Below are 15,793 nucleotides of genomic sequence, written 5' to 3' on the forward strand. Positions count from 1 at the left end.
CTCCCCGGAACCCCAGACTTTCTGCTCATGGCAGTGGACATCGAACGGATCCCGGCCCGCCGACGGCGCCCGGGAGACCGGCTCGCCGTGCTGGGCGAGCGTGACTTCCGGTGGTTCTTCCTCGGGTACACGACCTCCCTCGTCGGCTCGTCGATGGCGCCGGTGGCGGTGGCCTTCGCGGTGCTCGACGGTGGTGGCGGCGGCACCGACCTGGGGTGGGTGATGGCGGCCCGGATCCTCCCCGTGGTGCTGGTGCTGCTGGCCGGCGGGGTGATCGCCGACCGGCTGGGCAGCCGGGGGGTGATGCTGGGGTCGGACGTCCTGCGCGGCCTGGTGCAGGCGCTGTTCGCCGGGCTGCTGGCGGCCGGGCACGCGCCGGTCTGGGCGATGGTGGGGCTGGTGGCGGTGTGGGGGCTCGGCGAGGGGCTGTTCATGCCGGCCTTCGGTGCGATCGTGCCCCGGCTGGTGCGCCGCGAGGAGTCGATCGCGGACGCCAACACCCTGCTGGGGCTGTCCCGTTCGGTGTCGACGGTGGTCGGCCCGGCCGTGGCGGGCCTGGTGACCGCGACGCAGGGCCCGGCCGTGGTGCTGCTGGTCGACGCGGTGACGTACGGGGCCGGCGCCCTCGCGCTGGCCGGGCTGCGGCTGCCCGGGCGGGTGGTGGCCGACGGCGGCGAGTCGGTGCTCCGGGAGCTGCGGGCCGGTTGGTCGGAGTTCGCGGCCCGGCCGTGGCTGTGGATCACCACCGCGCAGATGGGCCTGTTCAACCTGCTGGTCTGGGCGCCGTTCCTGGTGCTCGGTCCGCTCACCGCGCAACGGGGTCTCGGCGGCGCCGGCGGCTGGGGCCTGGTGATGGGCGTGTACGGGGTCGGCGCGGTCCTGGGCGGACTGCTGATGCTCGGCCGCGTGCCCGCCCGTCCGCTCGCGGTGGCGTCCGTGGCCGCGCTGGGCTGGGCGCTGCCTTCCGGGGCGCTCGCGGCGGGGGCGTCGCTGCCCTGGGTGGCCGCCGGCGCGCTGGTGGCGGGGTTCGGCTCGGCGGTCTGCGGGACGCTCTACAGCTCGACGACGCAGAGGTGGGTGCCGGTGGAACTGCTCGGCCGGCTGACCTCGTTCGGCGTGCTCGGCTCCTTCGCCCTCGGCCCGCTCGGCCTGGCGGTGGCCGGCCCGCTGGCCGGCCGGTTCGGCACGGACACCGTGCTGCTGCTCGGGGCGGTCTGGCAACTGGCTTCCGGAGCCGTAGTGTTGGGCATACCGGCCGTACGGAACCGCCGCTGGGACGATGACCCGGAGGACTGACCGACCCCTCGGACGGCTCCGGGGCGCACCCCCGGCCCCCGGTGCGGCCCACCGCGCACCGCGCCCGGCCGGCCCCGGAGCGCAACCGGCTGCCCCACCCGCGCACGTACGCCTCCGCGGCGGGCGGGGCGGCCGACCCGGTCGTACGGTGGAGGGAGTGGGGGTGACGGAGGAGGTCGTCCAATGCCCGGTTCGCTCACCATCAGCCACCACGAATCCGCCGTATCCCTGGACCACACGGACGCCGAGCGGCTCGCCACCGTGCTCGCCGAAGTGGCCTACCTGCTGGAGATCCCGGGCCCGAACCGGATCAACGACGCGCAGCTCGCGCTCCTCTGCGAGGGCCGGAGGCCGGACCGCGCCGAACTGGCGCACTGGGCCCAGGCGCTCGCCACCCAGCTGAAGGGGCAGCTCTGACCGAAGCCGAAGCCGATGCCGCCGGGCCCGGGGCCGAAGCCGTCCGAACCGTGGTCGGCGCCGCCCGGACCGGGGCCGATCGTGCCCGGGCCGGGCCTGTCGGTGCCCGGATCCGGGCCGGCCGCGTCCGGGCCGGTTCGGACCACGGCCGGCTCCGCGGCGGCCCGCCGTACGATGGCGCGCGGGGCGGGGACGCCCCCCGGGTGCCGGGGTGGCCGGCGGCCGGTCCGGCGGAGGGTGGGGGCCCGAACGTGCCGCAGTCCTGGTCGATGTCCTGGCTGACCGTGCCGACGCCGCTGCCCAGCGGCCCGATGCACATCGCGGTGACCCCGCTCGGCGTGGCGGCGGCCGGTTACGGCGGGCGTGACGGCGAGGAGCCGCCGTGCACCGACGAGGCGAAGATCACCGCCGTCACCGAGCGGATCGGCGCCTACCTGGCGGGCCGCAGTCACGACTTGGGCCTGCCGATCGACTGGAGCCTGAGTTCCGGGCCGCACCGCACCGTGCTGCAGACGCTCTGGCGCGAGGTGCCGTACGGCCGGACCGTCACGTACGGCGAACTGGCCGCCCGCAGCGGGGTGTTCGGGGACGTCGCGGAGCCCGGCCTGGCCGCCCGGACGGTCGGGCAGATGATGGCCGCCAACCCCGTCGCCCTGCTGGTGCCCTGCCACCGGGTGGTGGCGGCGGACGGGGTCGGCGGCTTCGGCGGCGGCCGGGTCGGGATCGACGTGAAGCGCTGGCTGCTCACCCTGGAAGGGGTGTTGGAGCCGACGCTCGACTGGGACGGGCCCCTGTAGCCCACCGCCGGTGCGGCCGGGGTGGCCCGGTCGTCCGGTCGTCCGGTCGTCCGGTCCGGACGGTGGGCGGTTCTGTCAAGGGGCGGCGCGGCCGACGGGGTCGATGGGGGAAGATGGGTGCGGGAAGTCGATAAGTTCGAATAAATAGTCGAATGAATATCGATCAGGTGATCTACTCGTACTATTTGTTCGGTTATTCCAAATCACTCGTACGAGTGATTGCGGGCTGCCCGCGAATGGGCCCACCATGAAGCTGCAACACGAATGTGCAAGGCGACACTTCATCGGGTATCGGGTATGCGAAGGGCTCCCCTCATGTCGACCGAAACCAATGCCGGTATTCCTGCGCCCGGCGCGCAGACGGAGATCCGGCAGCAGCAGAGTCTGAGCACGGCGGGCGCGCGGAACCTCGCCACCACCACCAAGTCCGCGCCCCAGATGCAGGGCATCAGCCCGCGCTGGCTGCTCAGGAAGCTGCCGTGGGTGCAGGTGTCCGGCGGCACGTACCGGGTCAACCGCCGTCTGCGCTACTCCGTCGGTCGCGGCCGGGTGAGCTTCGTCAAGACCGGCGCCGAGGTGCGGATCGTCCCGCCGACGCTCGCCGAGGTGCCGGTGCTGCGCGGTTTCCAGGACGAGGCCGTCCTGGAGGAACTGGCCTCGCGCTTCGTGCAGCGGGAGTTCGGCCCCGGGGACGTCTTGGTCGAGGCCGGCACGCCGATCAGCGAGGTCTTCCTGATCGCGCACGGCAAGCTGGAGCGGATGGGCACCGGCAAGTACGGCGAGGAGACGGTCGTCGGCACCCTCGCCGACGGCGACCACCTCGGCGACGAGGCGCTCCAGCAGGAGGACGGCGCCTGGCCGTACACGGTCCGCGCCACGACCTCCGGCACCGTGATGGCGCTGTCCTGGCCGTCCTTCCAGGAACTGCACGACCGCTCCGAGGCGCTGCAGCTGCAGGTCATCGAGTACCTGAACGGCTTCCAGCAGGCGCAGAACAAGCACGGCGAGGCCGCGATCGACCTCTCCTCCGGTCACGAGGGCGAGTACGAGCTGCCCGGCGCCTTCGTGGACTACGAGTTGAAGCCGCGCGAGTACGAGCTGAGCGTCGCGCAGACCATCCTCAAGGTCCACTCCCGCGTCGCCGACCTCTACAACCAGCCGATGAACCAGACCGAGCACCAGCTGCGGCTGACCATCGAGGCCCTGCGCGAGCGCCAGGAGCACGAGCTGGTCAACAACCCCGAGTTCGGCCTGCTGGAGAACGCCGCGTACGACCAGCGGATCCAGACCCACTCCGGCCCGCCCACCCCGGACGACATGGACGAGCTGCTCAGCCGCCGCCGCAGCACCAAGATGTTCCTGGCCCACCCCAAGGCCATCGCCGCATTCGGCCGGGAGCTCAACAAGCGTGGCATCAACCCGGGCACGGTCGAGGTCGAGGGCCGGCACATCCTGTCCTGGCGCGGGGTACCGGTCTTCCCGTGCAACAAGATCCCGATCGTCGGGCAGACCAGCTCGATCATCGCGATGCGGGTCGGCGAGGACAATCAGGGTGTCATCGGGCTGCACCAGACCGGAATTCCGGACGAGTACCAGCCGAGCCTTTCGGTGCGGTTCATGGGAATCGACGAAAAGGCCATCATTTCCTACCTGGTGAGCGCCTACTACTCCGCCGCGATCCTGGTCCCGGACGCGGTCGGCGTCCTGGAGAACGTGGACATCGCCCAGCGCTGACACCGCGGCAGGGCCGCTCGGAGATCCGCGCCGTCCGGCCGGAGGTGCACCGCACCCCGGCCGGCGGTGCGTGCCGGCCCGAGCCGGTGACGTGCCCCGCCCGTCCCGGCCGTGCCCCGTGCGAGCGGTCCCGACCCGGCGCCCGCCGACCCCGCGCCGGGACACCGCCCGACACCCACAGCGCGACCCCGGCCCCGCCCGTGCCGGGCCATCCACACGACAGGCGCCAAGAAGGGGGAGACACCCATGACGAGTCCCACGCTGGAACGGGACCACCGCGAGGGGAACGAGGCGGCCGACATCCTCGCCCGGGCCCGCGCGCTGGTCGACCCGGTCATGCGGGCCGCCGTCGATTCGCTGCCCGGCACGATGCGCAAGGTCGCCGGCTACCACTTCGGCTGGTGGGAGGCGGACGGTACGCCCGCCGCGGCCTCCTCCGGCAAGGCGATCCGGCCCGCCATGGTCCTCGCCGCCACCCAGGCCCTGGGCGGTACGCCCGCCGAGGCAGCCGCCGCGGCCGCGGCGGTGGAGCTGGTGCACAACTTCACCCTGCTCCACGACGACGTCATCGACCGGGACGACACCCGGCGCCACCGGCCCACTGCCTGGCGGGTGTTCGGCACCACCGAGGCCATCCTGGCCGGGGACGCCATGCACTCCCTCGCCCTGCGCCTGCTCGCCGAGGACACCCACCCGGCCGCCCACGGTTCGATCCGCCGGCTCGCCGACTGCGTGGTCGAGCTCTGCGAGGGCCAGCAGATCGACTGCGCCTTCGAGCAGCGCAACGACGTCTCGCTGCCCGAGTGCCTGGCGATGGCGGAGGCCAAGACCGGTGCCCTGCTCGGCGCCGCCTGCGCGATGGGCGCCCTGTACGGGGGCGCGTCCGAGGAGACGGCGCAGGCCATGGACTGCTTCGGCCGGGAGATCGGCCTGGCGTTCCAGCTGATCGACGACCTGATCGGCATCTGGGGGGACCCGGCAGTGACCGGCAAGCCCGTCGGCGCGGACCTGGTGGCCCGGAAGAAGTCGCTGCCGGTGGTCGCGGCGCTGGGCTCCGGCACCGTCGAGGGCAAGCGGCTGGCCGAGCTGTACGCGATCGAACGCCAGCTGAGCCCCGAGGAGTTGGCGCAGTGCGCGGCGGCGGTCGAGGGTGCCGGTGGGCGCGGCTGGGCGCAGGGGCAGTCCTGCGAGCGGATGGCGGCGGCGATGGCGCAGCTGGCCACCGCCGTACCCGAGCCGTCCGCGGCCGACGAACTGCTGGCGCTCGCCGAACTGGTCACCCGCCGGACGCACTGAGCCCGGACGCCCCCAAGCCCGGACACGCCCGACGCACCAGCCCGGACACGCCCGACGCACCGGACACGTCGGTCGCGGCGGGCTCGGGCGCCCGGGGCCGGCCACCCGAGGAACGCCGTCAAGGAGTGGGAAGTCGGACCGGCCGACTTCCCACTCCGCCGTCATGCTCGCCCCGGTAGCCGGTTCACGGCGAGCCGGTTCATCCGAATCGGCACACACACCCGGCGCCCGCTCACCCGGGCCGGCACACCCGGCGCCCGCTCACCCGAGCCCCGTACCGGCTCACCCGAAGGCGGCCAACAGCCGCCGTTCCTTGGCGGGTTCGATGCCCTGCCGCACCGCCGCGCCCACCCGCCCCTTACGCCCGTCGGCGTCGGTGTCCTCGGCCGGCCGGCGCGTCCGCAGCCACTGCCAGGTGTCCCGCGCGGTCTCGGCGAACGGCCGGCAACGCAGCCCGGCCGCCTGCGCCCGGCCGGTGTCGGCGAGCCAGGCACCCGCCAGCTCCGGCAGATCCGGTGCCCAGAGCGGGAGTTCGCTCCACGGCTCGACCCGGTCCGGCCCCGCGGCGAGCAGCGGTCCGTCCGGGACCCAGACCAACTCGGTGTCCGCAGCGCCCGCGACCGCCCGGCAGGTCTCCAGCCACTCGCCGAAGCGCAGCCGTCCGGGCGGCGCCGTGGTGAGGAAGCGCCCGCTGGTCCGGGCCGTCAGCAGGTCCAGCCCGAAGGCGGCGAAGTCGCGGACGTCGATCACCTGCATGGTCCGCTGCGGATCGCCCGGGGCGAGCACCCGCCCGCCGCGCGCCATCCGCTCCAGCCACCAGGGCAGCCGGCCGCCGATCTCGTGCGGCCCGATGAGCAGTCCGCTGTTGAGGACCAGCGACCGCTCGGCGCCGAACCCCGCCAGCACCGCGCGCTCGCAGCCGGCCTTGAGGGCGGGGCTGAACGGCTGGTCGGGCGGGGTGTCGGCGGGGCATTCGTGCCGCGGGGAGTCCTCGCCGATCACTCGGGCGGGCCAGTCGGCGAAGGCGTGCACGGAGGAGACGAGGGTGTAGTGCCCGGCCCGCTCGCGCAGCAGCCGCGCGGTGCGGGCGGCTTGGGCGGGCTGTTGGGCGGAGGTGTCGACGACGGCGTCCCAGTCGCGGCCGTCCAGCAGCCCGGCGAGGTCCTCGGCACTGTCGCGGTCGCCGCGGACGGCCTCGACGCCGGGCAGGTCGGCGGCGCTGCGGCCGCGGTTGAAGGTGGTCACGTGGTGGCCCCGGGCGAGGGCCTCGGCGGCGTAGGCCCGTCCGAGGAAGGACGAGCCTCCGAGCAGGAGGATCTTCATACCGGCCACCCTCTCCTGGCCGCTCCGTCCGTACGCCCGGATTCGCGCTCAGCAGATCCCGCGCGGCCCCCGGTCCGGCGTTACGGCTCCGACGTACCGGCTCCGACGTGCCGGCCTCTCCGGGCGGACTTAGCATCCGATCCATGCAGGTCTGTAGAGGTCTGTACGGATGTGTACCGATCGTGGAGCGGCGGCGCACCGGCCCCCGCCTCCCGACCGGCCCCTGCGTCCCGACCGACCCGCGCGTCCCGACCGACTCCTCGTCCTGACCGACCGTACGAAGGACCCCCGATGAACCAGCCCGAGCTGGAGGCACTGGCCGCCGACGCGTACGTCTACGGCTACCCGCTGGTCGCCGGTCTCACCATGGCCGAGCGCTTCACCAGGGGCGGCCTGGGCACCCTGCTGGCGGCGCCGCTCAACAGGTTCAGCCACGCCACCCGGTTGGCCGGCCCGGCCGACGACTTCGTCTCGGTCAACAACGACACGGTCTACTCGATCGCCCAGCTCGACCTCTCCGAGGGCCCGCAGGTGCTGCAGGTCCCGGACACCGCGGGTTCCTACTACGTGCTGCAGGTCATCGACGCCTGGACGGACAACGTCGCCTACCTGGGCCGCCGCGCCACCGGTACGGGCGCGCAGACCTGGCTGATCGTCCCGCCGGGCTGGCACGGCACGGCGGCGGACCCGGAGCGGGTGATCGAGCTGCCGACCACCGTCGGCACCGTGGTCGGCCGCTTCGCCTGCACCGGCCCGGACGACCTGCCCCGGGTCCGGGACCTGCAGTCCCGCCTCGGCCTGGACCCGCTGGAGCCCGGCGGCCTGATCGCGGGGCTGCCCGAGCCCGACCCGGACGTCCCCGAACGGCTGGCCTTCTTCGAGCGCCTGCGGGTGTGGATGCAGGCCTTCCCCCCGGCCACCGCCGACATCGAGTACCAGCGCCGCTTCGCCCCGCTCGGCCTGCTGGACGACGGCGCGTCGCCGTACCGCGCGGCCGTCCCCGAGTGGACGCTCGCCCTGGCCAAGGGTCTGGCGGCCGGGCGGGAACGGGTCGAGGACGCCACCCGTCCGCCCGAAGACCACCCGCTCGGCGAATGGCGCTCCGCGCTCCACCTCTTCGACTACAACACCGACCACCTCGGCCCCGGCACCCTGGACGACCCCGAGTGGCGCATCCCCGACCGCCGCGCCGCCTACCTCAGCCGGGCCGCCGCCGCCCGGGCCGGCCTCTGGGGCAACCACGCCTACGAGGCCTCGTACGCGATGACCTACGACGACGCGGACGGCCGGCCCCTCACCGGTGCCAACAGCTACACCCTGCGCTTCGACCAGCTGCCCCCGGCCGAGGCCTTCTGGTCCGTCACGATGTACTCGGTCCCGGACTACTACCTGGTGGAGAACCCGATCGACCGCTACTCGATCGGTGACCGCACCCCCGGTCTGGTCTACGGCGACGACGGCTCCCTCACGGTGACCCTCCAGCACGACCACCCCGAGGACCCGGCCGCCGCCGCCAACTGGCTCCCCACCCCGCCCGGCGAGTTCCGCCCGATCATCCGCCTCTACCAGCCGAAGCCCCGGGTCCTGGACGGGACCTACCAGGTCCCCCCGATCCACCGGACCTGACGCCCGCCCGGGTTTCCACCGGCCCCGGAGGAGGAGGGCGTCGGCCCGCCTCCTGCCTCCCGCCTCCCGCCTCCCGTCGGCCGCCGGGAACCGGGAACCGGCCGAGGTCGGAGCGTCCCCGGGCACCCCGAGCTCCCGGGCACCGTCCCGGAGCGGGTTCGCCGCCTATCGCGCGGTCGGCGACGCCGAGGGCGCCCCCGTCCCCGTCGGACGCGGCGGGGCGCTGCTCGTCGGGGCCGCCGTGGGCGTGCCCGGGCGGGAGGGTGTGCCGGACGGCGGCGCCGAGGACGGCGCGCCCGTCGGCGAGCCCGACGGCGAGGGCGAACCCGAGGGCGAACCCGAGGGTGAGGGCGCGCCGGTGGCGGTCGGCGAAGGGCCGGCCGTCGGCGGCGCGGAGTCCGTCGGGGACGGGTCGGCCGGTGCCGAGGTCGAGCCGCCGCGGTTGTGCGGGCCGCCCTCCAGGGTGACCACCGCCTGGGAGGGCGGGAGCGCGATCCGGGCGGTCCAGTGCGTGGTCGGCGCGAGGTCCTCGTCCACGGTGACGGTCACGGTGATCCGCTGGCCGGGGGCGAGGGTGCCGGAGTCGCGGCTGAGCCGGAGCCAGCCGGCGTCCGTCACCGCGCGCCAGTGGATCTCGGTGGTGCCGGAGTCGGTGAGGGTGAGGATCGTCCGGCTGCCGTACTCGGCGGCCTCGACGGTGAGCAGTCCGGCGGGGGCCGGTTCGGGCGCGCCCGGTGCGGAGACGGGTTCGACCACGGGGACGGGGGCGGCGACCAGGGTCGGGCTGCCGAGCGGGGTGGCGCCGTGTGCCGGGACGGGGACCACCGCACCTTGGAAGGTCAGCCGCGGAAAACCCGGAAGCAACGTTTCTGCACCGCCCGTCCCGCCGACACCACCCGTCCCCGCCAGCTCCAGGCCGGGCACCCCGGGGACCCCCTGGCCGGTCGGGCCCCCGGCCCCCGGTGGCCGCTGCCCGGTCTCCCGAGCGGCCTCGTCCACCCGCACCGCCGACATCGAGGCCGCCGACCCCGCCCCGCCGCCGCCCCGGTGTCCGGCCCAGAGTGCGATCACCGGCGCCGCCAGGACGGCCGCGAGCACCCCGGTGGTCACCACCCGCCGACGGACCGCCAGCCCGCGCCCCGCGTCCGGTGCCCGGTGCCGGGGGAAGCCGCCCTGGTCGAACCGCAGCCCCGGGTCGGCCGCCATGCCGGGGCGGACGCCCGCGAGGCCGACGACACCCGTGCCACCGGCCGCGCCCACGGCACCCGAGGCGCCCACGGCACCGACGCCGCCCGCCGGAGCCCCCAGCAGCGGCAGCCCGGACAGCCCCGCCCCCCCTTCGGCCGCCTCGCCGGCGACCCGCTCCGCCGTTCCCCGGCAGGTCGGGCAGTCGACCACGTGCTGCACCAGCTCCCGCCGCAGTGCCGGGCCGAGCACCCAGTCCCGCCAGGACTCCGCCCCGGCCCCGCCGAGCCGGTCCAGCTCCGGGCAGCTGCCCACGCCGAGCACCAGCAGCGCCGCCCTGGTCCGGGCCACCTCGGTCTCGGCGCCGACCAGCAGCTCGCGGGTCCGTTCGAACGGCAGGCCCAGCACCGCCGCCACTTCCAGCGGGGTCAGCCGGTGCCGGACGGACAGCTCCAGCGCCTCGCGCTGCTCGGGGTCGGTGCCGGCCGCCTCGGGCCAGGCGAGCGAGGCCAGCTCGCGCCGCCGACGGGCCGCCTCGGCCTCGCTCGGCTCCGTCCCGGCCGCCCGCCCGGCCCCGGTCCCGGTCCCGGTCCCGCTCCCACCGCCGGGTCCGGTCGCAGCCGTGCCCCCGTCCGCGAGTCGCCGCAGGCAGCAGTACCGGGCCAGCGAGAACAGCCAGGCCCGCACCAGGCCGGCCTCGGCCAGCCGGGCGCCGTGCCGCTGCGCCAGGTCGCGGACCTCGCGCAGGGCGTCGGCGGCGGCGTCGTGTTCGCACAGCACCGAGAGGCAGTAGGTGAACAGGCCGTCCACCTGCCGGTCGTACGCCGCGAGCACGGCGGCGGCCTGCGGCCCGGCCGGCCCAACAGTTCGCGTTGTCACCCGTCCGACGGTAGAGACCCGGGACGGCTCTTCCCCGCCATTCGCCGCGTATGTACTTCTTTCGGGTAACAACATCGCCCATCTGTGTGGACGCGCGGCGAGCCCGGTGGCGGACCGCCGCTGTCGTACCCAGGCGCTACCGTGGGCCGCATGCCTCCGCGTTCCAAGACCACCGCCAAGCCGCGCCCGGCGTACCGCTGCACCGAGTGCGGCAACCAGCTGCCCAAGTGGGTCGGGCGCTGCCCGGAGTGCAACGCCTGGGGGACGGTCGAGGAGTACGGCGCCGTGCCGATCCGGACCACGGCGGCCGGCCCGGTCAGCGCGCCCGCCCGCCCGATCGCCCAGGTGGACGGCCAGGTCGCGACGGCCCGATCGACGGGCGTCCCGGAGCTGGACCGGGTGCTCGGCGGCGGGCTGGTCCCCGGCGCGGTGGTCCTGCTGGCCGGCGAGCCCGGCGTCGGCAAGTCCACCCTGCTGCTGGACGTCGCCGCCAAGGCGGCCACCGACCGGCACCGCACGCTCTACGTCACCGGCGAGGAGTCGGCCGGCCAGGTCCGGCTGCGCGCGGACCGCATCAACGCCCTCTCCGAGCACCTCTACCTCGCCGCCGAGTCCGACCTGGGCGCGGTGCTGGGGCACATCGAGGCGGTCAACCCCGGCCTGCTGATCCTGGACTCGGTGCAGACCATCGCCTCCGCCGAGCTGGACGGCGCCCCCGGCGGCCCGGCCCAGGTCCGCGAGGTGGCGGCCGCGCTGATCCGGGCGTCCAAGGAGCGCGGCATGGCCACGCTGCTGGTCGGCCACGTCACCAAGGACGGCCAGATCGCCGGCCCCCGCCTGCTGGAGCACCTGGTGGACGTGGTGCTCAGCTTCGAGGGCGACCGGCACGCCCGGCTGCGCCTCATCCGCGGGGTCAAGAACCGCTACGGCGCCACCGACGAGGTGGGCTGCTTCGAGCTGCACGACGAGGGGATCGTCGGCCTGGCCGACCCGTCCGGCCTCTTCCTGACCAGGCGTGACAAGCCCGTCCCCGGCACCTGCCTCACCGTCACGCTGGAGGGCAAGCGCCCGCTGGTCGCCGAGGTGCAGGCGCTGATGGTGGATTCGCAGATCCCCTCGCCGCGCCGCACCACCTCGGGCCTGGAGTCGCCCCGGATCGCGATGATCCTGGCCGTGGTCGAGCGGCACGGCGGCGTGAAGCTCGGCAAGCAGGACATCTACACCGCGACGGTGGGCGGGGTGAAGCTGAGCGAGCCGTCCGCCGACCTCGCGGTCGCGCTCGCCGTGGCCAGCTCCTCCACCGACACCCCGCTGCCCAGCAACCTGGTGGCGATCGGCGAGGTCGGCCTGGCGGGCGAGGTGCGCCGGGTGACGGGTGTGCAGCGGCGGCTCGCCGAGGCGCACCGGCTGGGCTTCACCCACGCCCTGGTCCCGCCGGACCCGGGCAAGGTGCCGCCGGGCATGAAGGTGGTCGAGGTGGCCGACATCGGCGAGGCGCTGCGGGCCATCCCGGGTCGGCGCCGGGCGGCCGCCAAGCCGCGCGGCGAGGCCCGTGCTGAGGCACCGTCGGCGCCGCCGGCCCCGCGCTCCGCCCGGGTCGCGGTCGGTCCGGAGGAGCTGATGGACGGCTGGGAGCCGCTCGACTCCGACGAACTGCGCTGACCCAAGCCCTGCCGCAGCCGCACGCAGTTAGACTTTCCCCAGTCTCATTGGCCAGAAGGCAGTACCGAGCGGTACTGAGCGACAGAGCAACAGACCGCGGACCGGCGCACGGCGCGAGGCGCGCGGCACGGGGTCGACCGGAGGAGTCACGTGGCAGCCAGCGACCGGGGGGCGGACAAGGCCTCCCGTGAGGAGGCCCTGCTGCGGGCCTCCCTCACCGCCATCGCGCCCGGCACGGCGTTGCGTGACGGCCTGGAGCGGGTCCTGCGGGCCAACACCGGTGGCCTGATCGTGCTGGGCTTCGACAAGACGGTCGAGCCCATCTGCACCGGCGGCTTCGTCCTGGACGTCGAGTTCACCGCGACCCGGCTGCGCGAGCTGTGCAAGCTCGACGGCGCGGTGGTGCTCGACAAGGACATCACCAAGATCGTCCGGGCCGGCGTGCACCTGATGCCGGATTCGACCATCCCGACCGACGAGACCGGCACCCGCCACCGCACCGCCGAGCGGGTCAACCGGCAGACCGGCTTCCCGGTGGTCGCGGTCTCGCACTCGATGCGGCTGATCGCGATGTACGTCAACGGCACCCGCCGGGTGCTGGAGGACTCCACCACGGTGCTGTCCCGCGCCAACCAGGCGCTGGCCACCCTGGAGCGCTACAAGCTGCGCCTGGACGAGGTGGCCGGCACGCTCTCCGCGCTGGAGATCGAGGACCTGGTCACGGTCCGGGACGTCACGGCCGTGGCCCAGCGCCTGGAGATGGTCCGGCTGATCGCCACCGAGATCGCCGGCTACGTGCTGGAACTCGGTATCGACGGTCGCCTGCTCTCGCTGCAGCTGGACGAGCTGATCGCGGGCGTGGAGCCGGAGCGCGAACTGGTCGCCCGGGACTACTTCCCGGAGCGGGCCGCCAAGAAGGGCCGGACGGTCAACGAGGTGCTGGCCGACCTGGAGGCGCTCACCCACGCCGAGCTGCTGGACCTGCAGACCGTCGCCAAGGCGCTCGGCTACTCGGGCTCGCCGGAGTCGCTGGACTCCGCCGTCTCGCCGCGCGGCTACCGCCTGCTGGCGAAGATCCCGCGGCTGCCCAACACCGTGATAGAGCGCCTGGTCGAGCACTTCGGCGGCCTGCAGAAGCTGCTCGCCGCGAGCATCGACGACCTGCAGACGGTCGAGGGCGTCGGCGAGACCCGGGCCCGCTCGGTCCGCGAGGGCCTGTCCCGCCTTGCCGAATCGTCCATCCTGGAGCGCTACGTCTGACCCGCCGCGCGGAACGGCTCACGGCTCACGGTCCCCGGGGAACGTTTCCCCGGGGGCCGTCCCGTGTTCCCGCCCTGCCGCGCCACCCGTGCGCCGAAGCGGAGCCGGAGCGGAGCCGGAGCGCGGGGCCCGGAACGCCGGAGCCCCCGGCCGCGCGGCCGGGGGCTCCGAGCGGAGTCGACCGGGCCTCAGTTGTCCAGTCGGATCGAGGCCCGCGCGGAGACCTTGTCCCCGGAGAGCCCGGTGAGCTCGGCGAGCACCACGTACGTGCCGTTCGCCGGCGGAGCCAGGTCGCTGGTCGCGCACTGCGGCTTGCTGCGGCTGCGGTCCCAGGTGAAGGTCTCGGTCTGGCTGCCGCTCGCCGCCAGCTGCACCCAGATGCTGCCCCGGTCGGTCGGGCAGTCGCCGGAGGACCAGACCCGGTCGCCGTTGCTGGCGCTGACGGTGATCGCGGAGGCGGCCCGGCCCAGGTCCACCCGGCAGTTGGCGCCGGAGGAGTTCTTGACCGTCAGGGCGAGCCGCGGCTTGTCCTTGGGCTGGTACGAGTTCTGGGTACCGGCCAGTTCCAGGGCGACCTGCGAGGAGGCGCAGACCGGAAGCGCCATGATCTCGGGGGTGTTGAACGCCGGGGTGCCGCCGCCGGTGCCGCCCGTGCCGCCGGAACCGCCCGCCGCACCGCCACCGGTGCCGCCGCCGCTCGAACCGCCCGCGGGGGCCGGGTTGGCGCCGCCGGTGCCGCCACCGCTGATGTTGACCTCGGTGCCGCCACCGCCGGCCACCGGGCCGCCGCCGGGGTTGCTTCCCGAGCCGCCACCGGGGCGCGCCGCGGGGCCGCTCGGCGAGGCGCCGGGCGTGATGGCCTGGGCCGGGGTCTGACTCTGGGTCGGAACGGCCTGGGCGGCCTTGTTCGACGAGCCGCCGTCACCGCCCCCGCCCTGATCGTTCATCAGCCAGGCGATCAGGGCGACGACCGCCGCGACGGCGGCGAGCACGACGACGCGCCGACGCCAGTAGATCGAGGCCGGCAGCGGTCCCACGGGTTGACGCAGAGAGGGCACGACCAAACTCTACGAGACTGTGTGTGGCGTTTGACTCACCAACACCGCACAGTCGCCCCTTCCTTCACATGATCCGCCATTTGATCCGTTCGAGGGAGCCCCGGAGGGCTGATTTCCGGGAAAACCTCCGGGGCATCCGGACCCGTCTCCTCCACTTCGGTCGGCTCGGCGGGCGTGGGAGGATCGAAGGGCCATGACTGTTGACCTCACCACCGCCGCCACAGCCACCGCCACCGCCGTCGACGGCGTCCGACTGCCGATGCCCCTGCCGCTGTTCCACTCCACCGTCCTGGACTGGTACGAGGCGACCAAGCGCGACCTGCCCTGGCGGACCCCCGACGCGACGCCCTGGGCGGTCATGGTGAGCGAGTTCATGCTCCAGCAGACCCCAGTCAAGCGCGTGCTGCCCGCCTGGGAGGCCTGGCTGACCCGCTGGCCGACCCCGGCCGCCCTCGCCGCCGACGCGCCCGGCGAGGCGGTCCGGATGTGGGGCCGGCTGGGCTACCCGCGCCGCGCGCTGCGGTTGCACGCGGCCGCCGTGGCGATCACCGAGGAGCACGGCGGCGAGGTCCCGGACGACCACGCCACGCTGCTCTCGCTGCCCGGGGTGGGGGAGTACACCGCCGCCGCGGTCGCCTCCTTCGCCTTCCGCCAGCGGCACGTGGTGCTGGACACCAACGTCCGCCGGGTCTTCGCCCGTGCGGTGACCGGCGTCGAGTACCCGGCCCAGGCCACCACCGCGGCCGAGCGCCGCACCGCCACCGGGCTGCTGCCCGACGACGCCGAGACCGCCGCCACCTGGGCGGTCGGCGTGATGGAGCTGGGCGCGCTGGTCTGCACCGCGCGCGGCCCGGAGTGCGGGGAGTGCCCGCTGTTCGTCGGCTGCGCCTGGCAGCGGGCCGGCCGCCCGCCGTACGAGGGCCCGGCGCGACGCGGCCAGTCCTACGAGGGGACGGACCGCCAGGTGCGCGGCAAGCTGCTCGCGGTGCTGCGGGAGGCGCACGGCGAGGTCGAGCAGGCCCGGTTGGACGCGGTCTGGCCGGACGCGGTGCAGCGGGCCCGGGCGCTGGACGGCCTGGTCGCGGACGGCCTGGTCGAGCCGGTCGAGCAGGGCGTCTACCGACTGCCGCAGTAGCCACCGACGGACCACACCGGACCGCGGGGCACCGCACCGGTCGGCACCGGACCGCGCCGACCGCGGGGCACCGCACCGGTCGGTACCGGACCGCACCGGACCGCGGGGCACCGCGACGGCCCCCT

12 protein-coding genes are annotated in these 15,793 nt (G+C 74.7%); 9 read left to right on the forward strand and 3 right to left on the reverse strand.

Features of this window, described 5'->3' with window-relative positions; translation table 11 throughout:
* The first annotated feature begins 27 nt into the window (after window positions 1–27).
* The 5 genes from ACFV04_RS18525 (at window position 28) to ACFV04_RS18545 (ending at window position 5,540) form a co-directional block, all read left to right on the forward strand.
* A complete protein-coding gene (locus ACFV04_RS18525) occupies window positions 28–1,296 on the forward strand; it encodes an MFS transporter (protein ID WP_380530158.1) in 1,269 nt (422 codons plus the stop codon).
* A gap of 183 nt (window positions 1,297–1,479) precedes the next feature.
* Window positions 1,480–1,713, forward strand: a complete 234-nt coding sequence (locus ACFV04_RS18530; protein ID WP_360252771.1) for a hypothetical protein — start codon at window positions 1,480–1,482, stop codon at window positions 1,711–1,713.
* A 251-nt stretch (window positions 1,714–1,964) separates the two neighbouring features.
* Window positions 1,965–2,510, forward strand: a complete 546-nt coding sequence (locus ACFV04_RS18535; protein ID WP_380530161.1) for a methylated-DNA--[protein]-cysteine S-methyltransferase — start codon at window positions 1,965–1,967, stop codon at window positions 2,508–2,510.
* Window positions 2,511–2,825: 315 nt separating this feature from the next.
* Window positions 2,826–4,244, forward strand: coding sequence for a family 2B encapsulin nanocompartment shell protein (locus ACFV04_RS18540; protein WP_380530164.1), 1,419 nt, complete (start codon window positions 2,826–2,828; stop codon window positions 4,242–4,244).
* A 246-nt stretch (window positions 4,245–4,490) separates the two neighbouring features.
* A complete protein-coding gene (locus ACFV04_RS18545; protein ID WP_380530167.1) occupies window positions 4,491–5,540 on the forward strand; it encodes a family 2 encapsulin nanocompartment cargo protein polyprenyl transferase in 1,050 nt (349 codons plus the stop codon).
* Window positions 5,541–5,822: 282 nt separating this feature from the next.
* Here ACFV04_RS18545 and ACFV04_RS18550 read toward each other — a convergent pair whose 3' ends face one another.
* Entirely contained in the window at window positions 5,823–6,863 is a 1,041-nt protein-coding gene (locus tag ACFV04_RS18550) for an NAD-dependent epimerase/dehydratase family protein (RefSeq protein WP_380530170.1), read from the reverse strand.
* Between the two features lie 291 nt (window positions 6,864–7,154).
* Between ACFV04_RS18550 and ACFV04_RS18555 the strand changes: the two genes are divergently transcribed.
* Window positions 7,155–8,489 (forward strand): DUF1254 domain-containing protein, encoded by a 1,335-nt coding sequence (locus ACFV04_RS18555; RefSeq protein ID WP_380530173.1) that lies wholly within the window; start codon window positions 7,155–7,157, stop codon window positions 8,487–8,489.
* Window positions 8,490–8,654: 165 nt separating this feature from the next.
* On the opposite strand, the gene ACFV04_RS18560 is transcribed toward ACFV04_RS18555, so the two are convergent.
* Window positions 8,655–10,553 (reverse strand): hypothetical protein, encoded by a 1,899-nt coding sequence (locus ACFV04_RS18560; protein WP_380530175.1) that lies wholly within the window; start codon window positions 10,551–10,553, stop codon window positions 8,655–8,657.
* 150 nt (window positions 10,554–10,703) lie between these two features.
* On the opposite strand from ACFV04_RS18560, the gene radA reads away from it, so the two are divergent.
* Together radA and disA are read left to right on the forward strand one after the other, a co-directional pair.
* Window positions 10,704–12,215 carry a DNA repair protein RadA gene (gene radA, locus ACFV04_RS18565; protein ID WP_380340766.1) on the forward strand — a complete coding sequence of 504 codons (1,512 nt, stop codon included), beginning with the start codon at window positions 10,704–10,706 and terminating at the stop codon, window positions 12,213–12,215.
* A 201-nt stretch (window positions 12,216–12,416) separates the two neighbouring features.
* Window positions 12,417–13,475, forward strand: coding sequence for a DNA integrity scanning diadenylate cyclase DisA (gene disA, locus ACFV04_RS18570; RefSeq protein WP_360253112.1), 1,059 nt, complete (start codon window positions 12,417–12,419; stop codon window positions 13,473–13,475).
* A gap of 188 nt (window positions 13,476–13,663) precedes the next feature.
* Here disA and ACFV04_RS18575 read toward each other — a convergent pair whose 3' ends face one another.
* Window positions 13,664–14,533, reverse strand: a complete 870-nt coding sequence (locus tag ACFV04_RS18575; RefSeq protein ID WP_380530178.1) for a hypothetical protein — start codon at window positions 14,531–14,533, stop codon at window positions 13,664–13,666.
* Window positions 14,534–14,726: 193 nt separating this feature from the next.
* Between ACFV04_RS18575 and ACFV04_RS18580 the strand changes: the two genes are divergently transcribed.
* A complete protein-coding gene (locus ACFV04_RS18580; RefSeq protein WP_380530181.1) occupies window positions 14,727–15,668 on the forward strand; it encodes an A/G-specific adenine glycosylase in 942 nt (313 codons plus the stop codon).
* Window positions 15,669–15,793: the final 125 nt, after the last annotated feature.

The sequence above is a fragment of the Kitasatospora sp. NPDC059599 genome, assembly GCF_042735125.1.
Taxonomy (GTDB): Bacteria; Actinomycetota; Actinomycetes; order Streptomycetales; family Streptomycetaceae; genus Kitasatospora.

What these genes read in the sequence shown, in the direction of transcription:
- ACFV04_RS18555 (WP_380530173.1), top strand. Translation starts at nt 7,155, where the DNA reads ATGAACCAGCCCGAGCTGGAGGCACTGGCCGCCGACGCGTACGTCTAC.
- ACFV04_RS18540 (WP_380530164.1), top strand. Translation starts at nt 2,826, where the DNA reads ATGTCGACCGAAACCAATGCCGGTATTCCTGCGCCCGGCGCGCAGACG.
- radA (WP_380340766.1), top strand. Translation starts at nt 10,704, where the DNA reads ATGCCTCCGCGTTCCAAGACCACCGCCAAGCCGCGCCCGGCGTACCGC.
- ACFV04_RS18530 (WP_360252771.1), top strand. Translation starts at nt 1,480, where the DNA reads ATGCCCGGTTCGCTCACCATCAGCCACCACGAATCCGCCGTATCCCTG.
- ACFV04_RS18545 (WP_380530167.1), top strand. Translation starts at nt 4,491, where the DNA reads ATGACGAGTCCCACGCTGGAACGGGACCACCGCGAGGGGAACGAGGCG.
- ACFV04_RS18525 (WP_380530158.1), top strand. Translation starts at nt 28, where the DNA reads ATGGCAGTGGACATCGAACGGATCCCGGCCCGCCGACGGCGCCCGGGA.
- ACFV04_RS18550 (WP_380530170.1), bottom strand. Translation starts at nt 6,863, where the DNA reads ATGAAGATCCTCCTGCTCGGAGGCTCGTCCTTCCTCGGACGGGCCTAC.
- ACFV04_RS18580 (WP_380530181.1), top strand. Translation starts at nt 14,727, where the DNA reads ATGACTGTTGACCTCACCACCGCCGCCACAGCCACCGCCACCGCCGTC.